Origin of the sequence: Streptomyces canus 299MFChir4.1, from assembly GCF_000383615.1 — a bacterium.
GTDB classification, from domain to species: Bacteria; Actinomycetota; Actinomycetes; order Streptomycetales; family Streptomycetaceae; genus Streptomyces; species Streptomyces canus_C.
Genome location: NZ_KB911599.1, coordinates 65,909 through 82,582 on the forward strand (window position 1 = coordinate 65,909; position 16,674 = coordinate 82,582).

15 protein-coding genes are annotated in these 16,674 nt (G+C 71.1%); 5 read left to right on the forward strand and 10 right to left on the reverse strand.

What is annotated here, in order from left to right:
* Nucleotides 1-99: 99 nt before the first annotated feature.
* Nucleotides 100-1,236, forward strand: coding sequence for an FAD-dependent oxidoreductase (locus H293_RS0130945; protein ID WP_020121701.1), 1,137 nt, complete (start codon nucleotides 100-102; stop codon nucleotides 1,234-1,236).
* Between the two features lie 128 nt (nucleotides 1,237-1,364).
* Here H293_RS0130945 and H293_RS0130950 read toward each other — a convergent pair whose 3' ends face one another.
* Together H293_RS0130950 and H293_RS58540 are read right to left on the reverse strand one after the other, a co-directional pair.
* Nucleotides 1,365-2,135, reverse strand: a complete 771-nt coding sequence (locus H293_RS0130950) for a DUF2637 domain-containing protein (protein WP_259294563.1) — start codon at nucleotides 2,133-2,135, stop codon at nucleotides 1,365-1,367.
* Nucleotides 2,125-2,352 carry a hypothetical protein gene (locus H293_RS58540; RefSeq protein WP_158694454.1) on the reverse strand — a complete coding sequence of 76 codons (228 nt, stop codon included), beginning with the start codon at nucleotides 2,350-2,352 and terminating at the stop codon, nucleotides 2,125-2,127. The genes H293_RS0130950 and H293_RS58540 overlap by 11 nt, the downstream gene beginning before the upstream one ends.
* A gap of 270 nt (nucleotides 2,353-2,622) precedes the next feature.
* Here H293_RS58540 and H293_RS0130955 point away from each other — a divergent pair, with 270 nt between their 5' ends.
* Together H293_RS0130955 and H293_RS50290 are read left to right on the forward strand one after the other, a co-directional pair.
* Complete coding sequence (locus tag H293_RS0130955; RefSeq protein WP_020121703.1) at nucleotides 2,623-3,072, forward strand: DUF5753 domain-containing protein; 450 nt, start codon at nucleotides 2,623-2,625, stop codon at nucleotides 3,070-3,072.
* Nucleotides 3,073-3,082: 10 nt separating this feature from the next.
* A complete protein-coding gene (locus H293_RS50290; protein WP_020121704.1) occupies nucleotides 3,083-3,253 on the forward strand; it encodes a DUF397 domain-containing protein in 171 nt (56 codons plus the stop codon).
* On the opposite strand, the gene H293_RS0130965 is transcribed toward H293_RS50290, so the two are convergent.
* The gene (locus tag H293_RS0130965) at nucleotides 3,245-4,063 is read right to left on the reverse strand and encodes an endonuclease/exonuclease/phosphatase family protein (protein ID WP_199790215.1); all 819 of its coding nucleotides are present in this window, start codon (nucleotides 4,061-4,063) and stop codon (nucleotides 3,245-3,247) included. The two genes, H293_RS50290 and H293_RS0130965, sit on opposite strands and share 9 nt — an antisense overlap.
* A 93-nt stretch (nucleotides 4,064-4,156) precedes the next feature.
* Here H293_RS0130965 and H293_RS0130970 point away from each other — a divergent pair, with 93 nt between their 5' ends.
* On the forward strand, nucleotides 4,157-4,549 hold the full coding sequence (locus H293_RS0130970) for a nitroreductase/quinone reductase family protein (protein WP_020121706.1): 393 nt from the start codon (nucleotides 4,157-4,159) through the stop codon (nucleotides 4,547-4,549).
* Between the two features lie 74 nt (nucleotides 4,550-4,623).
* Here H293_RS0130970 and H293_RS0130975 read toward each other — a convergent pair whose 3' ends face one another.
* From H293_RS0130975 to H293_RS0131005, 7 genes are all read right to left on the reverse strand, one after another.
* Nucleotides 4,624-5,160, reverse strand: a complete 537-nt coding sequence (locus H293_RS0130975; protein ID WP_020121707.1) for a DUF3455 domain-containing protein — start codon at nucleotides 5,158-5,160, stop codon at nucleotides 4,624-4,626.
* Between the two features lie 134 nt (nucleotides 5,161-5,294).
* The gene (locus tag H293_RS0130980) at nucleotides 5,295-6,740 is read right to left on the reverse strand and encodes an aldehyde dehydrogenase family protein (protein WP_020121708.1); all 1,446 of its coding nucleotides are present in this window, start codon (nucleotides 6,738-6,740) and stop codon (nucleotides 5,295-5,297) included.
* Nucleotides 6,741-6,979: 239 nt separating this feature from the next.
* A complete protein-coding gene (locus H293_RS0130985; protein ID WP_020121709.1) occupies nucleotides 6,980-8,722 on the reverse strand; it encodes an N-acyl-D-amino-acid deacylase family protein in 1,743 nt (580 codons plus the stop codon).
* A gap of 14 nt (nucleotides 8,723-8,736) precedes the next feature.
* Nucleotides 8,737-9,855 (reverse strand): LLM class flavin-dependent oxidoreductase, encoded by a 1,119-nt coding sequence (locus H293_RS0130990; protein WP_078612701.1) that lies wholly within the window; start codon nucleotides 9,853-9,855, stop codon nucleotides 8,737-8,739.
* A 117-nt stretch (nucleotides 9,856-9,972) separates the two neighbouring features.
* Entirely contained in the window at nucleotides 9,973-10,743 is a 771-nt protein-coding gene (locus H293_RS0130995; protein ID WP_020121711.1) for an SDR family NAD(P)-dependent oxidoreductase, read from the reverse strand.
* A gap of 11 nt (nucleotides 10,744-10,754) precedes the next feature.
* On the reverse strand, nucleotides 10,755-11,669 hold the full coding sequence (locus H293_RS0131000; protein ID WP_020121712.1) for an LLM class F420-dependent oxidoreductase: 915 nt from the start codon (nucleotides 11,667-11,669) through the stop codon (nucleotides 10,755-10,757).
* A complete protein-coding gene (locus H293_RS0131005; protein WP_259294564.1) occupies nucleotides 11,669-12,901 on the reverse strand; it encodes an amidohydrolase family protein in 1,233 nt (410 codons plus the stop codon). The genes H293_RS0131000 and H293_RS0131005 overlap by 1 nt, the downstream gene beginning before the upstream one ends.
* Nucleotides 12,902-13,109: 208 nt before the next feature.
* Between H293_RS0131005 and afsR the strand changes: the two genes are divergently transcribed.
* Nucleotides 13,110-16,616: an SARP-family global regulator AfsR gene (gene afsR / locus H293_RS50295; RefSeq protein WP_259294565.1), complete on the forward strand. Its 3,507-nt coding sequence runs from the start codon at nucleotides 13,110-13,112 to the stop codon at nucleotides 16,614-16,616.
* Nucleotides 16,617-16,674 lie beyond the last annotated feature (58 nt).

Sequence of the window (16,674 nt, forward strand, 5' to 3'; positions counted from 1 at the left end):
GCGATGTAGGCGGCTTGTCGGGCGTGACCCGGAGTCTTTCCTGAGACGCCACCGGGACCCACCCGGCGGCCCGCACCCCGCGCCCCTCAAGGAGCCACCATGACCACCACTCACGTCACGATCATCGGCGCCGGACTCGGCGGCCTCACGCTCGCCCGCGTCCTGCACGTCCACGGCATCCCTTCCACCGTCTACGAGGCGGAGTCCTCCCCGACGGCCCGTGCGCAGGGCGGGATGCTCGACATACACGACTACAACGGGCAGTTGGCCCTCCAGGCGGCCGGCCTGATGGAGGAGTTCCCCGGCCTGATCCTGGAGGGCCGCGAGGCGGCACGGCTGGTCGACCGGGCCGGGACCGTGCTGTTCGACCAGCCCGACGACGGCACCGGCGGCCGCCCCGAGGTACAGCGCGGCGAACTACGGCAGCTGCTGCTGGACTCGCTGCCGCCCGGCACGGTCCGCTGGGGCCACAAGGTCGGCGGTACGCGTGCGCTCGGCGGGGGCCGCCACGCGGTGACCTTCGCCGACGGCACCTCGGTCGTCACCGATCTGCTGGTCGGCGCCGACGGGGCGTGGTCCCGCGTCCGGCCGCTGCTCTCCGCCGCGACGCCCGAGTACACCGGCATGTCCTGCGTCGAGGTCTACCTGTACGACGCCGACACCCGCCACCCGGTCAGCGCGAAGGTGGTCGGAGGCGGGGCGCTGTACGTGCTCGCACCGGGCAAGGGTTTCGTGACGCACCGGGAGAAGGGCAGCAACCTGCACACCTACGTGATGCTCGCCCGGCCGCAGGAGTGGTTCACGGACATCGACTTCACCGACTCCGCGGCGGCCGTCGCACGGATCGCGAAGGAGTTCGACGGCTGGGCGCCGGAACTCACCGCGCTGATCACCGACGCCGACACCGCCCCGGTACTGCGTCCCCTCGCCGCCCTGCCCGCCGAGCACCGGTGGGAGCGGGTACCGGGAGTGACCCTGATCGGCGACGCCGCCCATGTCGCCGCCCCGAACGGCGAGGGCGCCAACCTCGCCATGCTCGACGGCGCGGAACTCGCACAGGCCCTCGCGGCCCACCCCGACGACATCGAGACCGCGCTCACCGAGTACGAGCGCGCCATGTTCCCCCGCAGCGCCGAAACCGCCACCGAGGGCACGGAGGTCTACGCCCTCATGTTCGGCGACGACACACCCCACGGGCTGATCAGCATGTTCACGGGGGAGGAGGGGACTGACTGAGCGTCTGCGGTGCAACCCCTCTCACTGTCGCCGTCAAGGCCCCGCGTATGGCTCGCAGGCCACGCCGTCACCCGTGCCTGTCGAGATGCGCCATATCCGGGGTCGTCGCGGGTGGGAGAACCCTGCTGCTATCGGCGGTGGCGCCGCGTGCCCTGTCGCGGTGGCAGAGTCAGCGTGATTTGCCGGACGAGTTGCTGGAAGCAGGCGAGGGAGGCGAGGGCCGGCAGGCATGCTCCGGCGACACCGGTGACGCTTCTGTCCGACTGAGCCACGCACAGCATTATCGCGACGGAGGAGAAGAGCAGAACGATGAACCACGAGTGCACGGCTCGGCGCTGGTGCAGGGCAGTCCGGAGGATGGAGAGAGAGGCCACCATCCAGGGGCCATACACGAGAAGAGGCCACGACGGGACCATGGCGCCTCCCGTCCCGGAGGTGATGTTCTGCAGAGGCCTATAAGCCACCATGCCGCCGAAGACGCTCACCATCGCCACGATGACGGCAACGAGCGCGACGATCAAGAAGCTGCCAGTCTGCAACCACTTGAGCCGGGCCCTGCGGACGTGGAGCTTCCGGTGCCGGGTGGAGGAGCGTCGGATGGGCGGCAGTTGAGCGGTGATCTGCGCCAGGTTCTCCATCGGGTCGGTGAAAACGTCGCCGGATGAGGGCTCGCTGCGAGGTTGCGGGATCCTGGCCGTCTGCTCCGCCGGAACAGACTCCTGCAGGAGATAGGCAAGTTCCTCGACCGGGTCCCAGCCTCCGTCAGGTGCGGTCAGGGGAACTCCTGAGCGGACGCTGTCGGCATGTCCGCCGTTCCAGCCGGTTCCCGGTCCGTACGAGGACGCGTCGTAGTAGTACTCACCCTGCGCAAGGGCAGGATCGGCATATTCATGATTCACGAAAATGCGACCCGTCGCGCTGCACGCGGCGGCCGGAGTTGTCCTGGCCGTTCCATCGTGAATTGAGTTCCTGTTGGATTCCCTCCAGCAGGACGAGGAACTCTCGAAGCAGTGGCTGGGTGACCTGACGTTCGGACTGCGCGTCACCCCTGGGCGCCGTGCCGGTTGCCGTCTGCGCCGTATGGTCCACACCCGGCTGGAAAGTGTACTTCCCCACTGTCAGATCGCGAACCGCAGAAATATTATCCGTCCTTGGGTTGCGTCGAGGCAGGTCGTGGGTCCTTGCTGTCGTCATGGCTTGATAACGCGAATACCTTCCTTCAGGGCGTGCGGCAAAAGAGTGAGCTCACGTAGGCAGAAAACCTGAGAGAAGAACTCTTAATCAATTACGCTACACATTTAACCCTGCGCCCTATTGGTCGATAAATTCTTCTTCTCGACTCCACTTTAAGAGCAAGTAGGATTCGCCGCCGGTGTTACTGGATGAATGATCGCGAAGCTGGTGCCGGCCGCCGAGGACACCGTCCGGGATGTGATCCACCGGTTCAAACGGCAGGGCCTCCTGCACGGCACTGAGCCGACGCCGTATCGCACGACCGTGCACGAGGCGGCCCTGCACATGCGGGTCGGCGGCCGGGACGTGGCCCGCGCCCGGTTGCGGCATCTGCTCGACATGAGCGAGCAGCAGCACATCACGATCCGTGTGCTGCCGTTCGACGTCGGCGCCTTCCCCGGCTCGGGGCAGTCCATCAACTACCTGTACGGGCCCGTACCTCAGCTCGACACAGCCCAGCTCGACCAGTTTCACGGGCCGGTCCTCCTGGACGCCGAGGCCCTTCTGACGAAGTACCGGAACCTGCTCGACATCGTGGAAGCCATCGCCCTCAGTCCCGCCAAGTCCCGGGATCTGATCCATTCCATCGCCCAGAACCTATGAGGGAGCCCACATGATCACGGACCGTTGGCAGAAGTCGTCCTACTGCCAGGAAGGCGACGCCTGCGTCCACATATCCACCGGCCCCGACGGAGTCCACCTCACCGACACCGACTCCGACGCCGCCCAGACCATCGTCACCGTCAGCCACGCCGCCTTCGCCGCCCTGCTGAAGTCACTCTGACCCATCCGCCAGGTCCGCCACCACGGCCAGGTGGTCCGAAGGCCACACCCCGTCCACCGGGCCGTCGCCCGCGCGGCGGACGTCCAGGACGTGGCCAAGGCCCGAAGCGCCCGGTGGGCCCACGTGGATGTAGTCGATGCGGGCCGGTGGGGACACGCGGACGTACGGGTTCGCCGGGTCCCAGGTCGCGGAGGGAGCCGTCGGGTCCGCGTACTCCCAGGCGTCCAGGAAGAGTTGGCCCGGGGCGGCCGGGGCCGTCTTGTAGCCGCCGAAGCGGCGGATCTCGTCGGAGTCGGGCCAGGCGTTGAAGTCGCCGGTGATCACCGGGGGGAAGTCGGTGCCGGAGCGGTGGGCGGCCACGAACTCCGCCAGTGCCGTGACCTGTTGGCCTCGGAGCGCCGAGGCGGTGGGGGCAGAGGTGAGGTGAGTCGTGAAGAAGGGGATCTCGTACGACGGTCCCGCCAGCCGGGTGTGGAAGGCGAGGCGGCCGTCGTCCAGGTCGTCCGGGGCGGGGAGCCGGAGGACCGCCCGGTCGACCACCGGCCAGCGGCTCAGTACCGCGTTGCCGACCTCCACCCCCGGGTCGCCGATCCGCCGCTGCCAACGGTCCGAGGCGGGTGAGGGGGCCCACGCCCAGTACAGGCCCAGTTCACCGGCCAGCCACTCCGCCAGGTTCTCGGAGCCCGCCGACCACACCTCCTGGAGGCCGACCACGTCCGGCCGCAGCTCCCGCAGCACCGCGAGGATCGCCTTCTGCCGTTGCTCCCACGGGCCGAAGCGCCACCACAGATTCCAGGTCACCACGCGCATCGCCGACACCCCTTCGTCCGTCCGGCCGCACCCTGAGATCATCGAGGCCGCCGATCAGGTTACGGAAGACAAGAGACAGGAGTCTCACCACCCATGTCCCGCGACGTCGAGCGCAAGTACCGTGCCGCCAGTGCCGTTCAGCGCCTCCTCAACCCGGTCATGCGGCGGCTGCCCCTCCAGACCGTCCTGGAGACCACCGGTCGCGTCTCCGGCCTGCCCCGCCCGACCCCGGTGGGCGGCAAGCGGGTCGGCGGCTCCTTCTGGCTGGTCTCGGAGTTCGGCGAACGGTCGCAGTACGTCCGCAACATCAAGGCCGACCCCCGGGTACGGGTGCGGATCCGGGGGCGGTGGCACACCGGGACCGCCCACCTGCTGCCGGACGACGACACCGCCGTACGGCTGCGCTCGCTGCCCGTGCTGAACAGCGTGTCCGTACGGGCCATCGGGGCCGGGCAGTTGACCGTGCGGGTGGATCTGGACCGCTGAGGGGCGGCGCGGCGGTGACCCCGGCCACCGGGCGGAACAGGGCCACCGCTGCGGCGCTCAGAGACGCGACCGCGTCACTTCGCGGGCTTGTAGAAGGCGTACGTCGCCGTGTAGGCCACGCTCACCTGGTCCGTGCCCGTGCAGGCGGTGGTGGGGGCCACCCCGCCGGTGGTGTTGAGGCGCTGTATGTAGGAGACGCCCCCGAAGACGCCCTCGCCCCGGGTCGCGGTGGCCTGGAGCAGGAGTTCGGGGATGGTGCCGGTCTTGGGGGAGTTGGCGATCGCCGTGGCGTTCACCGCGCTGCCGTCCACCGTGGAGACCCAGACGGGGCCACGGGAGTGCAGGGCGACGGTGCGGCCCCGCTTGTCGGAGAGGGTGGCGGCGGGCTCCAGGAGCTTCCAGGCTCCGTCGGTGCAGGTGTAGGTCTGCACGCCCCGGGCGGGATACACGCCGGTCAGCTTGTTGCCGTCGGGCACCTTGAGTGCGGCCGGGGCCTTCACGGGCCTCAGCGCGGCGTCCGCGGGGGCCGCGTTGCCGGTGGTCGTGCCCAGGAAGGCGGTCGCGGCGGCGAGGGCCGCGGTGGTCATGGCGAGTCGCTTGGTGAGCTTCAAGTCTGTTCTCCGGAAAGGAATTTGACTGTCGGTCAGGGCGGCGAAATCGATGTCGCCGCCCTCCGGTCCGGGACTCTACGGGCCCACCCGAGGGTTACCGGCCAGTTGGCCGAACCCGCGCTCCTGAAGCCGCCTCACCCCGGCCAGACGATCGACTGCACCTCGCTGTAGGCGTGCAGCGCGTACGACCCGCAGTCCCGGCCGACCCCGCTCCTGCGGAAGCCTCCGAACGGCGCCTCCATGTTGCGGCCGACCGTGTTGACCCCCACTCCCCCGGCCCGCAGCCGCCGTGCCACGCGGAAGGCGCGGGCGACGTCCGCCGACCAGACGTAGTCGATGAGGCCGTAGTCGCTGTCGTTGGCGAGAGCGATGCCCTCCTCCTCGTCGTCGAAGGGCGTCACGGTCACGACCGGGCCGAAGATCTCCTCCCGGGTCACCCGGAAATCGGGTCGGCAGTCCGCGAGGAGGGTGGGAGTGACGTAGAACCCCCTTTCCAGAGAGGGGCGTTCACCTCCCGCGGCCACGGACGCGCCTTCCTTGCGGCCGAGTTCGACGTACGACTCCACCCGCTCCCGGTGCGCGGCCGAGATCACCGGGCCGACGACCGTCCGGGACTCCCGCGGGTCGCCGACCCTCAACCGGGTCGCGTACGCCGCCAGTTGTTCGACGAGCCGGTCGTAGACCCCGCGCTGCGCCAGCACCCGTGTCGGCGCCGTACAGATCTGTCCGCTGTAGAAGGAGAAGGTGGTCCCGATGCCGGCCACGGCCGATCCGAGATCCGCGTCCTCGAAGACGACCGCCGCACCCTTTCCGCCGAGCTCCATCAACTGCCGTTTCATGGACCGCCCGCACACCTCGCCGATGCGCTGTCCGACCGCCGTGGAGCCGGTGAAGCTGACCATGTCGACGTCCGGCGAGTCCACAGCGGCCTCGCCGACCTCCACCGCGTGCCCGCTGACCACGTTCACGACCCCGCGCGGCACCCCTGCGGCCTCCAGCGCCTCCGCCATGCGGTACACGGAGAGGGGGTCCTGCGGGGCGGGCTTCACCACGACCGTGTTGCCCATGGCGAGCGCCGGGGCGATCTTCCCGGCGGGGTTGGCCCACGGGTTGTTGTACGAGGTGATGCAGGTGACGACCCCGACGGGCTGCCGGACGGCCAGCGCGCCCATCACCGCGGCCCTCCCCTCCCCCACTGCCTTAAGGGCGTGGGAGGTACCCCCATGCCCGGCCTCGTTGACCTGCGGCGGGATAGCCCACTCGGCGGGCTCGACCTGCGCGTACCGCCGGAAGCGGGCGGCGGCGACACCGACCTGCATCGCGCGGGCCGTGGCGGTGGTCGCCCCGGTCTCGGCCTGGGCGAGTTCGGCGTACGGCAGGAGGCGGGAGCGGATGAGGTCGCCGGCGCGGGCGAGGATCGCCGCCCGCTCCTCCGGCGGCGTACGCGACCACGACCCGAAGGCCTCGCGGGCCGCGGCGCAGGCCGCGTGCACCTGATCCCGCGAGGCCTCCGGAGCCCAGCCGACGATCTCCTCGGTGGCCGGATCGACCACCGCGTAGTGGCCGCCGCCGGGCGCCATCCACTCGCCACCGACGAACAGCCGCTGCGCCTCGGGGGAACCGGCTGAGGAGCTGGCGTAGGGGGCGGTCGAGCGCCCCGTCGAGGACCCGGCCCGCAGGCCATCCGGGGACCCGCCCGGGGACCCGGCCGGCGGACCACCCGTCGACCCGCCCGAGGCATCGCCCGTGGACCCGACCCGCGCCCCGCCCGACGCTCCCTCCCCGGAGCCCACCGCGCCCTTCTCCCCACCCGCCCCGCTCACCTCGTGCTCACCGTCCGTGTGTCCCGCCCCGACCGCAGCACCCGGCCCGGCACCGCTCCGCTCACCGTGTCGTCCCGGATCGCCTCGACCCCGTTGACCCACACGGCCCGTATCCCGATGGCCTTGGAGTCCAGCCGTGGGCTGTCGCCCGGCAGGTCGTGCACCAGGGTGGCCGTGCCCGCGGCGATCCGCTCCGGGTCGAAGAGCACGAGGTCCGCATGGAAGCCCTCCTCGATGCGCCCGCGCTCCCGCAGCCCGAACAGCTGGGCCGGGTCGTCGGTGAGCATCTTCACGGCCTGTTCCAGCGACGTGAGCTTGCGCCCGCGCAGACAGTCCCCGAGGAAGCGGGTCGTGTACGGCGCCCCGCACATCCGGTCCAGGTGCGCGCCCGCGTCGGACCCGCCGAGCAGCACGTCCTCGTGCTGCCAGGCCTCGGCGCGCATCGCCCAGGACGCCGGGTCGTTGTCGGTGGGCATGGGCCACAGGACCGTACGCAAGGAGTCGGCCGCGCAGATCTCCACCAGCGCGGCGAACGGCTCCTGCCCGCGCTCGGCCGCGATGTCCTCCACGACCCGCCCGCTGAGCCCGCGGTTGGCGTCGCTGTAGGTGTCCCCGATGACGTACCGCGCGAAATTGGTCAGCCGCCGGAAGACCCCGGCCTCCTTGGCCTGGGACTGCCGCAGCAGTTCCTTCTGTACGTCCGGGTCGCGCAGTTTCTCGATCCGCTCGGGGACGGGGAGCGCGAGCACCGGCCCCCAGCCGGGGATCAGGTTCAGCGCGCAGAAGGTGCCGAGGGACATGTTCATCGGGGTGAGGATCGGCATGGTCAGGGCGACGACCCGGCCGCCCGCCTTCCTCGCCTGCTCACTCGCGAACAGCTGCCTCGGCACCCGCTCCGGCACGGCCGAGTCGATGGTCAGCACGTTCCAGTTCAGTGGCCGCCCGGCCGCCGCGCTCATCTCCGCGAGCAGATCGATCTCGGCGTCGCTGAACTGGTCGAGGCACCCGGCGACGATCGCCTCGATCTGCGTTCCCTCGTGTTCCCCCACGGCCCGTGAGAGCGCGAGGAGTTCGGCGGGCAGCGCGTGCCGGGACGCCACGGGTTTGCCGTCCCCGTCGGAGTGCGTGGACGACTGGGTGGTGGAGAACCCCCAGGCGCCGACGTCCATGGCCTCGTGGAACAGCCCCAGCATCGCGGCGAGTTGGTCCTCGGTGGGCTGTCCCCCGACTGCGTCCGGCCCCATCACGTACCGTCGCAACGCGCAATGCCCCACCATGAAACCGGCGTTGACCGCGATACGGCCTTCGAGTGCGTCCAGGTACTCCCCGAAGGAACTCCAGCTCCAGGGCGCCCCCTCCTCCAGGGCGACCAGGGACATCCCCTCGACCTTGGACATCATGCGTCGGGTGTAGTCGGCGTCGTCCGGGCGGGCCGGGTTCAGGGGCGCCAGCGTGAAGCCGCAGTTGCCGGCGGCGACCGTGGTGACCCCGTGGTTGAGGGAGGGGGTCGCGTAGGGGTCCCAGAACAGCTGGGCGTCGTAGTGGGTGTGGGGGTCGACGAACCCGGGGGCGAGGACAAGGCCGGTGGCGTCCTCGCTGGTCCGGGCCTCCTCGGCGACACCGCGGACCCCGCGGCCGATCACGGCGATACGGCCGTCCCGGATGCCGACGTCGGCGGTGAAGGCGGGCGCACCGGTCCCGTCGACGACGGTCGCGCCTTTGATGACGTGGTCGAGCATGGCACCGAACCCCCTCAAACGGATTCGCGGAACCGGGTCGTCCGATGCACCGGATCCGTGTCGATCTTCGGAATCACGTGCTCTCCGATGAGCCGGATCGTCTGGAGGGTCTCCTCCTTCGGCACCCCCACCGGCAGCCCGAAGCTCAGCTGGTCCGCCCCGGCCTGCTCCCAGCGCTTGCACTGCCGGGCCACCTCGTCGGGGTCGCCGCAGATCAGCAGCTCCTCCTCGATGAGGAGTTCGACGAACTCGGCGGTGTACTCGGGCAGCGTCTCCGGCCACACGGGGAATCCCTCGGGCCGCGGGAAGGTGTCGTGGTAGCGGAAGACCAGGGACGGCAGATAGTGCAGTTCCCCGCGCACGGCGATCTCGATCGCCTCGGCGTGCGTCGGCGCGCAGATCGCCGTGGTCGTCACCATCACGTTGTCGTTGACGAAGTCCCCGATCGGCTCGGCGTTCACGACGGCCGTCTTGTACTGCTCCAGCACCCACTCCATGTCGGAGACCTTCTGCACGCTGAAGCCGAGCACCCCGAGCCCCTTCTTCGCCGCCATGGCGTACGACGGCGGCGACCCGGCGGCGTACCACATCGCGGGGTGCGACTTCCCGTACGGCTTCGGCAGGATCTTCCGGGGCGGCAGCCGCCAGTGCTTGCCCTGGAAGCCCGCGTACTCGTCCTGGAGCCACATCTTCGGGAACTCCGCGATGGTCTCTTCCCAGATCTCCTTGGTGTAGTTCATGTCGGTCACCCCGGGTATGAACCCGAGGATCTCGTGCGATCCGGCCCCGCGCCCGCTGCCGAACTCGAAGCGGTTCTCGGTGAGATGGTCGAGCATGGCGACCTTCTCGGCGACCTTCACGGGGTGGTTGACCTGGGCGAGCGGGTTGAAGATCCCGGAGCCGAGGTGGATGCGGTCGGTGGCGTGCGCGAGGTAGCCGAGGAAGACGTCGTTGGCGGAGAGGTGCGAGTACTCCTCCAGGAAGTGGTGCTCGGACGCCCAGGCGTACTTGAAGCCGGACCGGTCCGCCTGGATGACGTACTCGGTCTCCTCCATCAGCGCCTTGTGCTCGGCCAGCGGGTCGGTCTCGGCGCGCTTGCCCACGTATCCCTGTACAAAGAGCCCGAATTCCAAGGAGGTTCACCGTCCCCAGTCTGTCTCTGACACTCCTGTTTCTGACACTCCGTCAGATTGCTGATCTGCCGCCGACTGTGGCACCGGGCGCACACAGGGTCAATACCTGATGGCCGGTCAGATGACGGAGACCCCGGCGAGCCAGCCGCCGTCGATCACGAACGGCTGGCCGGTGATGTACGAGGAGTCGGCGGAGGACAGGAACAGCGCGAGCGCCGCCACCTCCTGAGGCCGCCCGATCCGGCCGAGCGGTACGAGCTTGCGGTAGAACCGGTCGAGCCCCCGGGAGGCCTCCGACGCGTCCGCCGAGGGGTCCAGGACCGCCGGGTTGGACATCGCGGTGTCGACGGCCCCGGGACACATGGCGTTGACCCGGATCCCGCGCGGCGCGAGCTCCAGTGCGGCGACCCGGGTGAGCCCGAGGATCGCGTGCTTGGAGGCCGCGTAGGCGCCCACGCCCGCCATCCCGGTCACCCCGGTGTAGGAGGCGGTGTTCACGATCGTGCCCCCGTCGGTCATCACCGGCCCGACGGCCTTGATGCCGAGGAAGCAGCCGACCTGGTTGACCTGCAACACCTGCATGAACTCCGCGAGAGGCGTGTCCAGGAGGTTGTTGAAGCGCAGGATGCCCGCGTTGTTGACGAGCCCGTCGACCCGCCCGTACTCCTCGACGACGGACTCCACCGCCCGCTGCCAGTCCGCCTCCTGGCTCACCTCCAGGTGCACGTACAGCGCCCCGATCTCCTCGGCGAGCGCCTTGCCCTGCTCGTCGAGCACATCCCCTACGACGACCTCGGCGCCCTCCGCCCGGAACAGCCGGGCCTCCTGCTCCCCCTGCCCGCGCGCCGCGCCGGTGACGAGCACGACACGTCCGTCCAGCTTTCCCATGCGGTGACTCCTCAGAGGTGGGGGGCGATGTCGGCGCCGAACGCCGAGATCTGGTCGACGAGTTCGGCACGGTCGCGGCTGCGGAACCGCACCTGGATCTGGTCCACGCCCATCGCGCGGTAGGCGCGCAGGGACTCGGCGAGTTCGTCGGGCGTGCCGCTCAGCGTCCGGCGACCGACATCCCACGCGGGCGTGCCGAGGTGCAGCGGCTCGGCGATGGCCCCGACGGTGAACGGCCCTTCGAGACCCGCCTGTGCCCGCAGCCGCCGTATCCGCTCGATCTGTGCGGGCAGCCGGTCCCGGGGATCGCCCTGCGGCAGCCAGCCGTCGCCCTTGAGGGCGGCCCGGCGAACGGCGGCCGGGGAGGAACCCCCGACCCACACCGGGACGTGCGCCTGTGCGGGCCGTGGGCGCTGGCCGAGGTCCGCGAAGTCGTAGAGCTTGCCGTGGTGTTCGGGGAACTCCTCGGGGCCGAGGGCCTTGCGCAGGGCGTCGATCGACTCGTCGAGGACGGCCCCGCGTCCGGCGAAGTCGACCCCGAGCGCCTCGAACTCCTCCTGGACGTGCCCCGCGCCGACCCCGAGGATCAGCCGCCCGCCGCCGAGATGGTCGAGGGTGGCGTACTGCTTGGCGGTGAGCAGGGGGTGCCGCAGCCCGACCACCGCCACGTGGCTGAGCAGCCGCACCCGTTCGGTCACGGCCGCCAGATGGGCGAGGGTGGCGACCGGGTCGTACCAGACCGTGCTCATCGCGGGGGCGAGGCGGCGCGGGATCGCCACGTGGTCGCAGGCGGCGATGTACGCGAACCCGGCGCGGTCGGCGGCCCGGGCCACCTCGACGAGGTCCTGGGGACCGGCGCCGGCCTCCCAGGGCTCGGCGTAGATCGTGCTCTGGGACTGGACGGGGAGCTGGATGCCGTACTCCATCACCGCGGTCCGCCCCAGAGTCCGTCCGGGGTGAGGCCGAGCAGGTCGATGGCGTTGCCGCGGACGATCCGCTCCACGACGTCGGCGTCCAGGTGTCCCATCTGGGCCTCGCCGACCTCGCGGGACTTGGGCCAGGTGGAGTCGGAGTGCGGGTAGTCGGTCTCGTAGAGGACGTTGCCGACGCCGATGGAGTCAAGGTTCTTCAGGCCGAAGGCGTCGTCGAAGAAGCAGCCGTAGACGTGCTCGGTGAAGAGTTCTGACGGCGGGCGGTGGACCTTGTCGGCGACGCCGCCCCAGCCGCGGTTCTCCTCCCAGACGACGTCGGCGCGTTCGAGGATGTACGGGATCCAGCCGATCTGCCCTTCCGCGTACATCACCTTGAGGTTCGGGAAGCGCTCGAACTTGCCGCTCATCAGCCAGTCGACCATCGAGAAGCAGCAGTTGGCGAAGGTGATGGTGGAACCGACGGCGGGCGGGGCGTCGGCGGAGGTGGAGGGCATCCGGCTGCTGGAGCCGATGTGCATCGCGATCACCGTGCCCGTCTCGGCGCAGGCGGCGAGGAAGGGGTCCCAGTCGTCGGAGTGGACGGAGGGCAGGCCCAGGTGCGGGGGTATCTCGGAGAAGGCGACGGCCCGCACCCCGCGGGCGGCGTTGCGCCGGACCTCGGCGGCCGCCAACTCGGCGTCCCAGAGCGGGATCAGGGTGAGCGGTATGAGGCGGCCCTGCGCGTCGGGCCCGCACCACTCCTCCACCATCCAGTCGTTGTAGGCCTGGACGCACAGCAGGCCCAGTTCGTGGTCCTTGGCCTCGGTGAAGGTCTGGCCGCAGAAACGCGGGAAGGTCGGGAAGCAGACGGCCGACTGGACGTGGTTGACGTCCATGTCGGCGAGGCGCTGCGGGACGTCGTAGGAGCCGGGGCGCATCTGTTCGTAGGTGATGATCTCCAGCTTGATCTCGTCCCTGCTGTAGCCGACCGCGGTGTCGAGGCGGGTGAGGGGGCGCTGGAGTCCCTCGTAGAGCCACCAGTCGCCGAGGGGCCCGTCGTCGCCCGGGGCGCCCATTTCGGGCTTGAAGCGGCCGCCGAGGAAGCTGATCTCCTTGAGCGGGGCGCGGACCGTGCGGGGGCCGGTGTCGAGGTACTTCTTCGGGAGCCGGTTCTGCCAGACGTCGGGAGGCTCCACCGTGTGGTCGTCGACGGAGATGATCTTCGGAAGTGCCGTCGTGGTCTCCATGGCGCTCACGGTAGCGCCGATCTGACGACCCGTCAGCTCCGTGGACGAGGGCCGATGGCGACGGTTCGTGTGCGGACGTGTGCGAAGAGGGAGTGAGGGCCTTGTGATATCCCGCGCGTCCATCTGTGATCAGGCTCTCCACAGCTGACGCATCCGCCATGGACAAGGCAAACTGACGGGGTTGCAGACAGGCCCTAGGGGGACGGCGATGGACGGTGCACCGCGGGTGCCGGAGCAGAGGCGTCCCGGCTCCTCGGCGGGGGCCGGGCAGGACGTGGGCTCCGCGACGGGAGCGGGGGCGGGACAGGACGTCGGCGCTGAGACGGGAGCGGGCGCGGGACAGGACGTCGGCGCTGAGACGGGAGCGGGCGCGGGACAGGACGTCGGCGCTGAGACGGGAGCGGGCGCGGGACAGGACGTCGGCGCTGCGACGGGAGCGGGGCAGCACGCGAGCCCTGCGGGGGGAGTTGGGCAGCACGCGAGCCTCGCGGCCGGAGCAGGGCAGCACCCGAACTCCACGGCCGGATCCGAGCAGCACGCGAGCTCCGCCACCGGGGCCGAGCAGGGCAACGGTTCTACGGCGGGAGCCGGGCAGGACACAGGCTCCACGGCCGGATCCGAGCAACACACGAGCCCCGCCACCGGAGCCGCGCAGGGCAACGGTCCTACGGCCGGAGCCGGGCAGGACACGAGCCCAGCGGCGGGAGTTGGGCAGCGCCCGAGCCCCGTGACCGGAGCCCGGCAAGACACAAGCCCCAGAACGGGAGCCGGGCAACACGCGAACCCCACGACCGGGGCCGAGCAGCACACCAACCCCCCACCCCTGCGCTTCTCTGTGCTCGGGCCAGTGCGTGCCTGGCGGGGTGAGGAGTTGCTGAACACCGGGTCGCCCCAGCAACGCGCCCTGCTCGCCGCCCTGTTGCTGCGTGAGGGCCGTACCGCGACCGCCGCCGAGCTGATCTCCGCCCTGTGGGGCGAGGAGCCCCCGGAGCAGGCCCTGGCCGCGGTGCGCACGTACGCCTCCCGGCTCCGCAAGATCCTCGACCCGGGCATCCTGGTCAGCGAGTCCGGCGGCTACGCGATCCGCGGGCTCGGCGAGGACGCGCTGGACCTCGCCGCCGCGCAGGAACTCGCCACCGGGGCGGAGAAGGCCAGGAGCGCCGGGGACCTGTGCCACGCGCGGGACGCCCTGACCCGGGCGCTGGGCCTGTGGGACGGCGAGGTGCTCGCGGGCGTGCCGGGGCCGTACGCCGAGGCACAGCGCGTGCGGCTGGAGGAGTGGCGGCTGCAACTCCTCGAATCCCGCCTCGACATGGACCTGGAGCAGGGCTGCCACGCGGAGGCGGTCTCCGAGCTCACCGCCCTCACCGCCGAGCACCCGCTGCGCGAGCGGCTCAGGGAACTCCTCATGCTCGCCCTCTACCGCAGCGGCCGGCAGGCGGAGGCCCTCGCGGTCTACACCGACACCCGCCGCCTGCTCGCCGACGAACTCGGTGTCGACCCCCGCCCCGGTCTGCGCGAGCTCCAGCAGCGCATCCTCCGGGCCGACCCCGGCCTCGCGGAACCCTCCTCCCCGCAGCCCGAACCGGTCGCCGCCCCCGTCCGTCCCGCCCAGCTCCCGGCCACGGTCCCGGACTTCACCGGCCGCGCCGCCTTCGTCACCGAACTGAGCGAGGTGCTCGCCTCCGGCTCCGAGGGCCGGGTGATGGCGGTCTCCGCACTCGCCGGCATCGGCGGCGTCGGCAAGACCACGCTGGCCGTGCACGTGGCCCACCAGACCCGCCCCGCCTTCCCCGACGGGCAGCTCTACGTCGACCTCCAGGGCGCCGGCGCCCGGGCCGCCGACCCGGAGACGGTCCTCGGCGCCTTCCTCAGAGCCCTCGGCACCGCCGACTCCGCGATCCCCGACTCCCTGGAGGAACGGGCCGCCCTGTACCGCTCGGTCCTGGACGGCCGCCGGGTCCTGGTCCTGCTCGACAACGCGCGCGACGCGGCCCAGATACGGCCCCTGCTGCCGGGCACGGAGGGCTGCGCGGCCCTCGTGACCTCCCGGGTCCGGATGGTCGACCTCGCCGGCGCCCACCTGGTCGACCTGGACGTCATGTCCCCCGACGAGGCACTCCAGCTGTTCACCCGGATCGTCGGCGAGGAGCGGGTCGCCGCCGAGCGCAAGGCCGCCCTCGACGTGGTCGCCGCCTGCGGCTTCCTCCCGCTCGCCATCCGTATCGCCGCCTCCCGCCTGGCGGCCCGCCGCACCTGGACGGTGTCCGTCCTCGCGGCGAAGCTCGCCGACGAACGCCGTCGCCTCGACGAACTCCAGGCCGGCGACCTCGCCGTGAAGGCCACCTTCGAACTCGGCTACGGCCAGCTGGAGCCCGCCCAGGCCCGCGCCTTCCGGCTGCTGGGCCTCGCCGACGGCCCGGACATCTCGCTGGCCGCCGCCGCGGCCGTACTCGATCTGCCCGTCGAGGACACCGAGGACCTCCTGGAGGCCCTGGTCGACACCTCGCTGCTGGAGTCGGCGGCGCCCGGCCGCTACCGGTTCCACGATCTCGTACGGCTCTACGCGCGTGCGTGCGCCGAACGCGACGAGTGGCCGCCGAGCGAGCGGGAGGCCGCGCTGTCGCGGCTGCTGGACTTCTATCTCGCGACCGCGGCGGCCGTGTACGCCATCGAGCGGCCCGGCGACCGGCTGGTGGAGCACCTGGAGGAGATCCGCTACCCCGGGCTGGCCTTCCAGGACCGCCACACCGCCCAGGACTGGCTGTACGCGGAGGCCAACGCGCTGCTCGCCTTCGTCCAGCAGTGCGCCAAGGGGACCCTCCTGCGGCGCGCGGTGGACCTGCTGTGGGTGGCGAAGGACCTGGCCGAGTCGGGGGCCAACGCGAAGCAGTACGAGGTCGCCGCCGTCGCGCTGCGGGACGCGGCCGACGCGGCGGACGACCCGCGCAGCCGCGCGCGTGCGCTCACCACCCTGACCAACGTCCATCTCGTCGCCGGCCGCTTCGAGCAGGCGGACGCGGAGGCCCGGCTTGCCATGGAGCTCGCCCGCGCGGCGGACGACCTGGCGCCCAGCTGCTGGGCCGCCAACGACCGGGGCATCATCGCGCTCTACCAGGGGCGCCACCCGGAGGGCGAGGCGTACCTGAAGGAGGCCATCGAGAGCTTCCGGCGCGACCGGAACCTCGCGGGCGAGGCCAGCGCGCTGTGCAACCTCTCCCGGATACACCTGGCCATGGGGCGGAGCACCAGCGCGGTGGAGCTCGCCCATCAGGGAATCGTCATCTACGACCGGCTGGGGCACACGCTGCGCGGCGCGAACGGCCGCTACGCGCTGGGTCTGGCGCTCACCGGGCAGGGAAGGCTGGACGCCGCCGTGGACCGGCTGACGGAGGCACTGGAGGTCTTCCGGGACAGCCGGCAGCGGCTGTGGGAGGGCATGACGCTCTTCCGGCTCGCCGAGGCACACCTCGCCGGCCACCGGCCCGCGCAGACCGCCGCCCTCACCGAGCAGGCCCTCGCCGTGCTGCGGGGCATCGGCGGCGAGTGGCGGCGCGGCAACGTCCTGACGGTCCTCGGCCGCGCCCTCAGCGGGCTCGGGCAGCCCGGCCGGGCTCAGGCGTGCTGGCAGGAGGCGCTCGGCATCTTCGAGCAGCTGGACTCGCCGGAGGCCGCCGACGTTCGGCTCCTGCTCGCGCCGTCGGCCACCGTGTAGGACGTAGGGCGGAGCGACGTTCATCGTTCGTTTATCGCCGCCCGGCAGACTCGTCCCT

Bases quoted from the DNA above. Each gene is read 5' to 3' on its own strand.
- H293_RS0130945 (WP_020121701.1), top strand. From the start codon at position 100: ATGACCACCACTCACGTCACGATCATCGGCGCCGGACTCGGCGGCCTC.
- H293_RS0130955 (WP_020121703.1), top strand. From the start codon at position 2,623: ATGATCGCGAAGCTGGTGCCGGCCGCCGAGGACACCGTCCGGGATGTG.
- H293_RS50290 (WP_020121704.1), top strand. From the start codon at position 3,083: ATGATCACGGACCGTTGGCAGAAGTCGTCCTACTGCCAGGAAGGCGAC.
- H293_RS0130965 (WP_199790215.1), bottom strand. From the start codon at position 4,063: ATGCGCGTGGTGACCTGGAATCTGTGGTGGCGCTTCGGCCCGTGGGAG.
- H293_RS0130970 (WP_020121706.1), top strand. From the start codon at position 4,157: ATGTCCCGCGACGTCGAGCGCAAGTACCGTGCCGCCAGTGCCGTTCAG.
- H293_RS0130980 (WP_020121708.1), bottom strand. From the start codon at position 6,740: ATGGCGCCCGGCGGCGGCCACTACGCGGTGGTCGATCCGGCCACCGAG.
- H293_RS0130985 (WP_020121709.1), bottom strand. From the start codon at position 8,722: ATGCTCGACCACGTCATCAAAGGCGCGACCGTCGTCGACGGGACCGGT.
- H293_RS0130995 (WP_020121711.1), bottom strand. From the start codon at position 10,743: ATGGGAAAGCTGGACGGACGTGTCGTGCTCGTCACCGGCGCGGCGCGC.
- H293_RS0131000 (WP_020121712.1), bottom strand. From the start codon at position 11,669: ATGGAGTACGGCATCCAGCTCCCCGTCCAGTCCCAGAGCACGATCTAC.
- H293_RS0131005 (WP_259294564.1), bottom strand. From the start codon at position 12,901: ATGGAGACCACGACGGCACTTCCGAAGATCATCTCCGTCGACGACCAC.
- afsR (WP_259294565.1), top strand. From the start codon at position 13,110: ATGGACGGTGCACCGCGGGTGCCGGAGCAGAGGCGTCCCGGCTCCTCG.